The sequence below is a fragment of the Salegentibacter sp. BDJ18 genome, assembly GCF_017579965.1.
Classification (GTDB): Bacteria; Bacteroidota; Bacteroidia; order Flavobacteriales; family Flavobacteriaceae; genus Salegentibacter.
Genome location: NZ_JAFLQX010000025.1, coordinates 168938 through 177704, shown reverse-complemented (window position 1 = coordinate 177704; position 8767 = coordinate 168938). Strand labels below are relative to the sequence as shown.

Sequence of the window (8767 nt, the reverse complement as noted above, 5' to 3'; positions counted from 1 at the left end):
TATGGTTTTAAGTGGCATCATCATGTTTTTTTTAACCTATACAAAACATTAATTATTTGTTTTTCAGTGTTTTAATTTTTTTATAGGCAAATAAAATAAGAGAAAACTTGGATTACAACATAGAAGTAATAAAATTAAGTTGAGATTAAGTTTTTTCATAACGTTGCTATTTAAATTATTTGATGCTTAAATTTGTAGGACGTATCTATGTTTTTACAGAATTTTCTTCCTATAAGTATTTTTATAAAAATTGCTTTCAATGGTTACTGTTATGGACAAGTAGCTGGAATGGGGACTCGCCGTTGTCGGCTTAGAGTTCCTTGGTAAAATTCTTTAATTAAACAATTGAGTTTGTATTAGGAGAGAAAAGAAAATGCTAAGGCTGATCTTCGCTCATTAAGATGACATCAATCAATTTTTGAAATTTCCTTGCAGCTTGTCTGGAATTCTGCTTATGATATTTGTTATCATCGTCAAAATAAAAGTCTGACATTTCAATCTTTTGGGATGATTCATTACTTATCACTTTTACTTCATAGAAATCGTAGTGGCTATTTTTCTTTTTTCCTTTAAATTTAGAATTATAGATGGCCTCTTTGTTGGTCTCCAATTCCTGCCACACAGCTCCAATATCAGTTTCTTTTTTCTCAGTTGTTTCACAACAATTTATTTCTAATACGTAAGATTTGTTTGCTTCTTTCCAAAAAAGAAAAGATTTAATATTCCCACTGCTGCATTTGCATTCGTTTAGAATAGGACAGCCTATACACCCGGTTTTATATATTAGAATCTTATCGGTTTCCTTATTCTTAAGTAAGTCTAAAGCATAAGAATGAGCCTGCATATTAACAGAGTCGAAGGTGCGATCCTGTGCATTAGAAATGCTATATAACACTATAAAGAAGCTAATTAAAAGATAATTTCTCATAAGTAATCATTTTTTCCAGTTAACTATATTTCATTCTGGTGTGATAATTAATTGTTAATATACTTATGTTTTTTAAATATAATGCAATTTATGGGCGTGAAGATGAGGGAAACCGCAATTAACTGGCTTGTGCCGGAAGTTTTTTAATTCTTTTTCTAAAAATCGTTATTGATCCTTAATCTGCTATAGTAAATTCTGACGGGAAGTATTATTCATCCAAAATCCCGACTTCCTTTAAATATTGTAAAACTTCCTCTTTAGGTAAAGCTTTTATGGTTCGGCCTTTAAAACCCGTAGTGGTTTCAGCCATAAATAGGGAATTTAAAATAGCTTCTTCGGTAGCTTCAATGACGGCCATAAACAGCGGCGACATCAAATCGTTGGGCACTACTTCTTGTGTTAGGGTTTTGGTCTCTATTTTATAAGGAATCCTCATTCCTTTGGCGGTAGAAAAAGCGATCACATAATCGCCGCTGCCGTTGGAAGCGATTCCACCGGTTTTTGCCAGTCCGAGGAATGCTCGTTTAGCCAGGCGTTCCAGGTTTCGGTTGTTCAGTGGTGCATCGGTAGCGACCACCATCATACAGGAACCATCTACATTATTCTGTAAATTATTGCTAAAACTGTAGTTTCCCAGCTTTTGTCCTACAGGTACGCCGGCAATTTGCAAAACCCCGCCAAAATTACTTTGCGCCAAAACGCCTAAGGTATAACCGCCCAGGCTTTCGGGAAGTTTTCGTGAAGCTGAGCCAATCCCACCTTTATAACCAAAAGCAACGGTGCCCGTCCCGGCGCCAACATTTCCTTCAGCCACTTTGCCGATTTTCGCATTTTGAATTGCTGAAATTACGTCAGCATTGGTCACATGTTGCCCGCGGATATTATTCAAATAGCCATCGTTAGTTTCGCCAACCACGACATTTACCGAGCGTACGTCTTCATTTTTGGGCTGGTTTAGCGTATATTTTATCACCGCATCCATCGCGGTAGGAACGTTTAAGGTGTTGGTAAGGATCACCGGAGTTTCCAGGTTTCCCAGTTCATTAATTTGTGTGCTGCCGGCCAGTTTTCCGAAGCCATTTCCCACAAAAACCGCTGCGGGTACTTTCTGCTGAAAAATATTCCCGCCGTGCGGAAGAATAGCCGTCACGCCGGTACGCACCGAATCTCCTTTAACCAGCGTAGTATGCCCGACTTTTACCCCTTCAACATCGGTAATAGCGTTTAATTCTCCTCTTTCCATTACCCCAATTTTCAGAGGAATTTCTTCCACACGTTGCTGCGCGTTTAAGGTATTCAGCATTAAAAATACTAAGGAAGTGAGCAGGACGTAATTTTTCATTGATAACTGGATTCTTAAATTTTCATAAAGTGGAAAGTTACGAAATACTTTGAATGGCAATTTTCGAAATTAATAGAAGGATTTTTTTCGACGGCTTACTTTTGTACATCCTTTTTCGCAGAATATGTGGACAACACCCCGAGATTCAGGATGGGCGATTTTTTCAATCGGGCATCCGCGGGGTTTTGGTCACGGTTTTTGGCATTTTGCCAAAAAATTCCTTGAAAAAGGCGTCTTTTTCTTTGCTTCGTTTCTTTTGGACGAGCAAAAGAAATGAAGGGCAGGTAAAAACGAACTAGGATTCAAGTAGAAATAACAAGAAAAGAAAATGTGAATGAAGAAGTTATTCCTTTCAATATTAACCTGCTGTAGTTCAAATTATAGATTGTATCTTTGCACCCGCTTTTGGGAGACTGTAAAAAGTTTTTAAAACGTCATCCTGAACTTGTTTCAGGATCTAAGTTGTTCACAATGCAATTATATTAGAATCCCGAAGCAAATTCGGGATAAAGTCTGAACCAGGTTCAGCTTGACGAAAAAAAGATTTTAGAAGCAGCTTTGAAAATAGAATATTATGAGGACAAAGTCGATAAAGAAGAACCGTATTAATGTAGTAACCCTTGGTTGCAGCAAGAATGTGTATGATAGTGAGGTGTTGATGGGGCAGCTTAAGGGCAACAATAAAGACGTGGTGCACGAGCAGGACGGTAATATTGTGGTGATTAATACCTGCGGATTTATAGACAACGCCAAAGAAGAATCGGTAAATACCATCCTGGAGTTTGTAGAACAGAAACAACAGGGTGAAGTAGATAAAGTTTTTGTAACCGGTTGTTTAAGCGAGCGTTACAAGCCAGATCTTCAAAAAGAAATCCCTGATGTAGACCAGTATTTTGGTACTACAGAACTTCCCGGATTATTAAAAGCCCTGGAAGCCGATTATAAACACGAATTGCTTGGGGAGCGTCTAACCACAACTCCCAAGAATTACGCTTATCTTAAAATTGCCGAAGGTTGTGACAGGCCCTGTTCTTTTTGTGCGATTCCTTTAATGCGCGGTGGCCATAAATCGACTCCAATTGAAGACCTGGTTACAGAAGCGAAGAATCTTGCGGCAAATGGCGTAAAAGAATTAATTCTTATCGCACAGGATCTAACCTATTACGGACTTGATCTTTATAAGAAAAGAAATTTAGCCGAATTGCTTGAAAACCTTGCTAAGGTTGAAGGCATTGAGTGGATTAGGTTGCATTATGCATTTCCAACCGGTTTCCCAATGGATGTGCTGGATGTGATGAAACGTGAGCCTAAGATCTGTAATTATATCGATATTCCGTTACAGCATATCAATACTGAATTGTTGAAATCTATGCGTCGCGGAACTACTAGCGAAAAAACTACAAAACTACTAAAAGATTTCAGGAAATATGTTCCTGAAATGGCCATTAGAACCACACTTATTGTAGGTTACCCGGGAGAAACCCAGGAGCAGTTTGAGGAAATGAGAGATTGGGTAGAGGAGATGCGTTTTGAGCGTTTAGGCTGCTTTACTTATTCTCACGAAGAAAACACACACGCCTATAATTTGGAAGACGATGTGCCACAAGAGGTAAAACAAGATCGTGCCAACCAGATTATGGAAATACAGAGCCAGATTTCCTGGGAATTAAATCAGCAAAAAATTGGTCAGATCTTTAAAGTTGTGATCGATAGAAAAGAAGGGAACTACTTTGTAGGTAGAACCGAGTTTGATTCACCTGATGTAGATAACGAAGTTTTAATCGATGCCACTACCGTTTACTTAAAAACCGGGGAATTTTACGAAGTAAAAGTGACCGATGCCGCTGATTTCGATCTATATGCCGAACCAATTCACGCAGCTCCAAAACCACAAAGAAAGGAATTGAAAGTAAAGAGCGTTTAAAATCTCCTGGCTTTAGTTTCAGTTTGGGTGAAAAGCTCACTCATTTTAAGAAAGGAATCTACCGCTTTGAATTTATTAAATTCCAAAAGGATAGGTTTCTGGTGTTAATTCATTTTGTGGTTGCAACTTTAAAGGGTGCAGTGCCGTGGTTTTATCAATATGGATAAATGCATCATAACGAGCCGATATTCTTGACGGAACATAATTGCCACGCTCCCTTTCCGGATGGTAAACTACCCCAATCGCACGGTGTTTTATCTTTTCAGAAAAAGCATCATTTAATTCCTGATTTTCATCAAAAATAATAAGTTTATTTTCCGGCCCGCTTTTATGTAATTTATACTCCAAACTGTTTGGGATTGCTTCGGGAACTTTCATTTTTTGCATGGGTGCACCCCAGTTTCTACCGGCCATAACAGATCCTGAATAAGAACCAAATCCAACCAGTACCACCCCTTCTTTGCTGTGCTGTTCCCTTACTAATTGGCCAACATTTACTAATCCGCTTGCTGCCATATCTGTAGCCCTTGCATCCCCAATATGAGTGTTATGTTCCCAGATAATCACTTTAGCCTCATCAGGGTGATGATCCATAAGTCGGTTTAATGTTTCCACCATATGCCGGTCGCGAACATTCCAGGAATCGTCACCAAACCCGGCCATAGCTTTATAATATTTTTCAGCGTTTGCCATAACCAAAGCATTTAGCTCGGCATTTAAACCTGCTTCTTCTGCGCCGTCATAACTATGCGCTTTTTCTCTCACTTGTTTTAGCAATTGTACCACCTCATTCTTACAATCTCCTTTTGAAGTAGAGAAAACAGAAGCATAGGAATCTTTTTCTTTAAAAGGTTCAAAACAATTAAGAGCATCTTTTGCTAATTCAGCCGTTTCCGGGTCTTCCTGCTGGAGATAATTAACTATAGAATTCATAGATTCCCAGAGGCTATAGACATCAAGACCATAAAAGCCAATTTTTTCCTCCTGTTTTCTCTTCAAATTAAAATCTTTTAACCAGGTTGCAAAAGCGGCAGTATCCCAATTGGCCCACATCCAGGTAGGCCAGCGATTAAATTCTTTTAAGACCTCCTGAATATTTTCTCCTGAATTCTTATAAGATTTAATCCATTTATTGATTTTATAACAATCTGGCCAGTCACCTTCAACCGCTATAAAAGAAAATCCTTTTTCATTTATAAGCCGTTTAGATATTTGTGCTCGCCAGGTATAATATTCGTGGGTTCCATGACTGGCTTCCCCCAGGAGTACATATTTTGCATCTCCTATTTTTTCCAGTAAAGGATCTAAATCGGCAGAACTTTCCAACCGGTGATAAAATTTTTCAATTTCAGGCTTTTGAATTTTATCTGAAGACATACTTAGCATATTAGGTTAATAGTCTTAAGATAAGCATTTATGCAGAAAACAGGATTTTTGGAGATTATAAAAAAAGTATAAATCCTTCAGATTATGAGGAGAAATTATTGAAAAGGATTTTAGGATTTGGAGTTGCTGTTCTTCTTCCTTTTTTTATAATCCAGTAATATATAAATAAGATAGGCAACCAAGCCTATTCCACCTATCCAGTAGAGCCCGTCTTTTAATTTGGAAGGATCTTCAGCAAAATAAGCGATGGCTATTGTTAAAGGCAGCATTCCGCAGAGGGTGGCATAAATAAACTTTTTTAAATCCATTCCCAGCATACCCGCGATAAAACTGATAGAATCGTTAGATAAAAAGGGGGAAATCCTGAATAGAATTACCGATCCAAATCCATAATTTCCAATCCAGAAATCCATTTTCTTCAAATTATCCTCCCCAAATATTTTAGTAAGAAATACCCCTTTTAATTTTTCACCAATAAAATATCCAATATAGGAAGCAAGTACCACACCGGTTAATGAAATAAGGCTTCCCCACCAAACACCATAAGCCATAACCGCCACGATTATAGGGATCCAGGAAGGAAAAATAATTAGGAACATTTGAAGAATAATAAACAAAATAATAGCTACCGGTCCCCAAACGCCAAAATCTTTAAAATATGCCCGGGTTATTTCTGTATTACCGTTAGTTAAAACCCTTATAGTGGTATCTACAAAGTCCTTGAAACCTGGGAGTGTAAAGTAAGCTGTTAGTAATAAAAGTAATATTACCCCGGAAAGAATAAAAGAAGAATATTTGGAAGCTGAATTCTTCAAACCTTATATAATTTTATAATAGAAATAAAAAGTTACAAAATTATATATGATTGATTTTAAACTTAATAACTTTTAAAGTAGAATTTCCCCTCCTTTTGGCTATCTGTTTTAATTATACTGATAGAAAATTCCCTGCGGAAAAGGAGTCCATAAACAGGCTTTAAGTCCGGAGGCTTTTAATGCAGAATTCGTCCAGGTGTTGCAGGTTTTAAAAAGGTGGAAAGAAGTTTTAGCTAAATAGAACGCATCATCCTGATAATAGTTTAGATCTGAAACAGGGTGAATTTCACTATTATTTTCAGCGTTTACAGTTTCTAAAATATATTCAGTTAGCTTTTTATATTGATCTTCTGAAACTGAAATTTTAACCAGGTTTTCTGAAACTGGTACTTTTTGATAAAACCGGGTATGTAGGGCGCTTTGAGATTTTAAGAAAAGTGCTTTAAAAGCAACATTGAGTTTTAGATCTTCCCACTGCGGGGTATTTCTATAAAAATTAAGATCACCCCAACCAAACCCTATAATTTCTGAATTTTGCGGATTTGATAGGGTGTGCTTAGGTTTAAAAATACTATCCCAATTAATGATTTCAGAATGGACCGGAAGCAAAATATCGGTGTGCATATCCTGTTTGTAGTGGTAGATTTCAATATTCGCGTTTTTAGTTTCAAAATTAGAATTTACGGGAATTAACGAACCAATTAATGCCATCACCAGATAAACTATAGCGGGAGATAACAGGATCAAAAGGAATTTGAAGAAGTAGCGTAAAGCTTGTTTCATTCTTTTAAGATATTGAATTTCGTTCAGTTTGTCATATTTCTAGTTTGATAAAAATAAAACGTAAATAGGTCATTTTTTATAAAATTAATCGTCATTACGAACGGAGTGAAGTAACCTGTCAAATTCTATTAATGGTCTACAGATGCTTCGTACCTCGCAATGACAAAGATTATATCATGGAAAATTCAGCTTTTGCTTTTGTTATAGATTTTGAAAGCCATCAATATTTTATTCAGTTTAAATTTTTAAAATAATTATTATCTTTCCTGTAATATTCTAAAACTTATGCCACAAATTTCTAAAAAAGTCACTTTTTTCCGAAGAAACTATTTCTTCATTATGGGAGGAATTTGGGGATTAATGGGAGTTTTAATGATTATTTTTCAAGTCATGGACGTTATGGCTTATGGTTATACGCTTATCGGCCTTATTTATGCTGTTGTAGGATATTTGAAAAGAGATCTGGCATTAGAATTTATAAGCTGGGATGATGAAAAAATAGAGATTAGTGAGTGGCAGCAAAGCACACGATCTTATAAATGGGAGAATATTGACGGAATTAATGTTTCAGCAACTAATCTAACTATTAAATCGGGTCCGGCTGATGGCACTATGGTAGAGCTTAAAGGTTATACCAACGCTGATATTGAAAAACTAAAAACCGAATTGATTCCCGCGCAAACTTTAGCGACTGCCTGATGCAAAAAATAGTAAAACATACCAGCTTCTTTAAGAAGAATCTATACTTTATTCTCGCTGTTTTCTGGCTTCTTTTGGGCCTGGCAAACTATATTTTTGTTGAGGGAAGTGTAGCGATTTTAATATCTTGCCTGTATTTAGTTTCCGGTTTATTGTATGCCTGGCTCGCGTTTAAACAAAAAGATAGAAATACAGAATATATTGCCTGGGACGATGAAAAATTGGTTGTAGCGAGGTTACATCAAAAACCTAAAACTTATAAATTTGGCCCGGAATTAAATATTGACGTAAGCAATTACCACTTGATTATTAAAGCTCCAAAAGCTAAAGGAGATATAGTTGAATTAAAGGGATTTTTAGAAGAGGACATAGATTTACTGCGGGAAAAATTCGGGAAGCAGGCTATGGCCTAATCTCTAATTTTTGAAATCAGTTTAAAATCAATACTATCAGCTTCATTTAATTTATACTGAAAAATAGCTTCCCCGGCTATATGCCCATCTTCGTAAGCGGCCCAAATAAAACGCTGATTCAAAATTTCGGTATCTATAAAACGCATCGTGCCGCCTAAAACAGATTCGTCAGGAATAAGTTGAGCATTTCGTTCTAAAGAGGTTACAATAAAAGTTTCAGGGTTTTGCATCGTATCAAAGTCTTCAGTAAAAACTATAGGATTCCGACTTTTCAATAATCTTAATTCCTTTTCCAGCAAATCATTTTCAATCTTTAAATCGTTAAGATCGGCTTCAAGATTATCTATTCGCAATTTTGTTTTTTCCTTTTCCGCTTCGTTAGTGCAACTAAGTAATAATATTATTGCTGGGAGTAAAAATATTTTTTTCATAAGTCTAAATTAAGAGAATTAATCTCTGGCAAATGAAAAGAAATTC

At 36.4% G+C, this 8767-nt stretch carries 9 protein-coding genes; 3 read left to right on the top strand and 6 right to left on the bottom strand.

Features of this window, described 5'->3' with window-relative positions:
* Nucleotides 1–376 precede the first annotated feature (376 nt).
* Nucleotides 377–928, bottom strand: a complete 552-nt coding sequence (locus J0871_RS15085; RefSeq protein WP_208226072.1) for a hypothetical protein — start codon at nt 926–928, stop codon at nt 377–379.
* Between the two features lie 208 nt (nt 929–1136).
* A complete protein-coding gene (locus J0871_RS15080; protein ID WP_208226071.1) occupies nt 1137–2270 on the bottom strand; it encodes a P1 family peptidase in 1134 nt (377 codons plus the stop codon).
* A 574-nt stretch (nt 2271–2844) separates the two neighbouring features.
* On the opposite strand from J0871_RS15080, the gene rimO reads away from it, so the two are divergent.
* The gene (gene rimO / locus J0871_RS15075; protein ID WP_208226070.1) at nt 2845–4194 is read left to right on the top strand and encodes a 30S ribosomal protein S12 methylthiotransferase RimO; all 1350 of its coding nucleotides are present in this window, start codon (nt 2845–2847) and stop codon (nt 4192–4194) included.
* 75 nt (nt 4195–4269) lie between these two features.
* On the opposite strand, the gene J0871_RS15070 is transcribed toward rimO, so the two are convergent.
* From J0871_RS15070 to J0871_RS15060, 3 genes are all read right to left on the bottom strand, one after another.
* Entirely contained in the window at nt 4270–5571 is a 1302-nt protein-coding gene (locus tag J0871_RS15070; RefSeq protein ID WP_208226069.1) for an erythromycin esterase family protein, read from the bottom strand.
* Between the two features lie 119 nt (nt 5572–5690).
* Complete coding sequence (locus J0871_RS15065; RefSeq protein WP_208226068.1) at nt 5691–6395, bottom strand: VTT domain-containing protein; 705 nt, start codon at nt 6393–6395, stop codon at nt 5691–5693.
* 108 nt (nt 6396–6503) lie between these two features.
* Nucleotides 6504–7178, bottom strand: a complete 675-nt coding sequence (locus J0871_RS15060) for a TIGR02117 family protein (protein WP_208226067.1) — start codon at nt 7176–7178, stop codon at nt 6504–6506.
* A 285-nt stretch (nt 7179–7463) separates the two neighbouring features.
* On the opposite strand from J0871_RS15060, the gene J0871_RS15055 reads away from it, so the two are divergent.
* Together J0871_RS15055 and J0871_RS15050 are read left to right on the top strand one after the other, a co-directional pair.
* Complete coding sequence (locus J0871_RS15055; RefSeq protein WP_208226066.1) at nt 7464–7877, top strand: DUF3784 domain-containing protein; 414 nt, start codon at nt 7464–7466, stop codon at nt 7875–7877.
* Nucleotides 7877–8290, top strand: a complete 414-nt coding sequence (locus J0871_RS15050; RefSeq protein ID WP_208226065.1) for a hypothetical protein — start codon at nt 7877–7879, stop codon at nt 8288–8290. Before J0871_RS15055 ends, J0871_RS15050 begins: the two co-directional genes overlap by 1 nt.
* Here J0871_RS15050 and J0871_RS15045 read toward each other — a convergent pair.
* Nucleotides 8287–8721, bottom strand: coding sequence for a hypothetical protein (locus tag J0871_RS15045; RefSeq protein ID WP_208226064.1), 435 nt, complete (start codon nt 8719–8721; stop codon nt 8287–8289). The two genes, J0871_RS15050 and J0871_RS15045, sit on opposite strands and share 4 nt — an antisense overlap.
* Nucleotides 8722–8767: the final 46 nt, after the last annotated feature.

What these genes read in the sequence shown, in the direction of transcription:
- J0871_RS15080 (WP_208226071.1), bottom strand. Translation starts at nt 2,270, where the DNA reads ATGAAAAATTACGTCCTGCTCACTTCCTTAGTATTTTTAATGCTGAAT.
- J0871_RS15085 (WP_208226072.1), bottom strand. Translation starts at nt 928, where the DNA reads ATGAGAAATTATCTTTTAATTAGCTTCTTTATAGTGTTATATAGCATT.
- J0871_RS15060 (WP_208226067.1), bottom strand. Translation starts at nt 7,178, where the DNA reads ATGAAACAAGCTTTACGCTACTTCTTCAAATTCCTTTTGATCCTGTTA.
- J0871_RS15050 (WP_208226065.1), top strand. Translation starts at nt 7,877, where the DNA reads ATGCAAAAAATAGTAAAACATACCAGCTTCTTTAAGAAGAATCTATAC.
- J0871_RS15070 (WP_208226069.1), bottom strand. Translation starts at nt 5,571, where the DNA reads ATGTCTTCAGATAAAATTCAAAAGCCTGAAATTGAAAAATTTTATCAC.
- J0871_RS15045 (WP_208226064.1), bottom strand. Translation starts at nt 8,721, where the DNA reads ATGAAAAAAATATTTTTACTCCCAGCAATAATATTATTACTTAGTTGC.
- rimO (WP_208226070.1), top strand. Translation starts at nt 2,845, where the DNA reads ATGAGGACAAAGTCGATAAAGAAGAACCGTATTAATGTAGTAACCCTT.
- J0871_RS15055 (WP_208226066.1), top strand. Translation starts at nt 7,464, where the DNA reads ATGCCACAAATTTCTAAAAAAGTCACTTTTTTCCGAAGAAACTATTTC.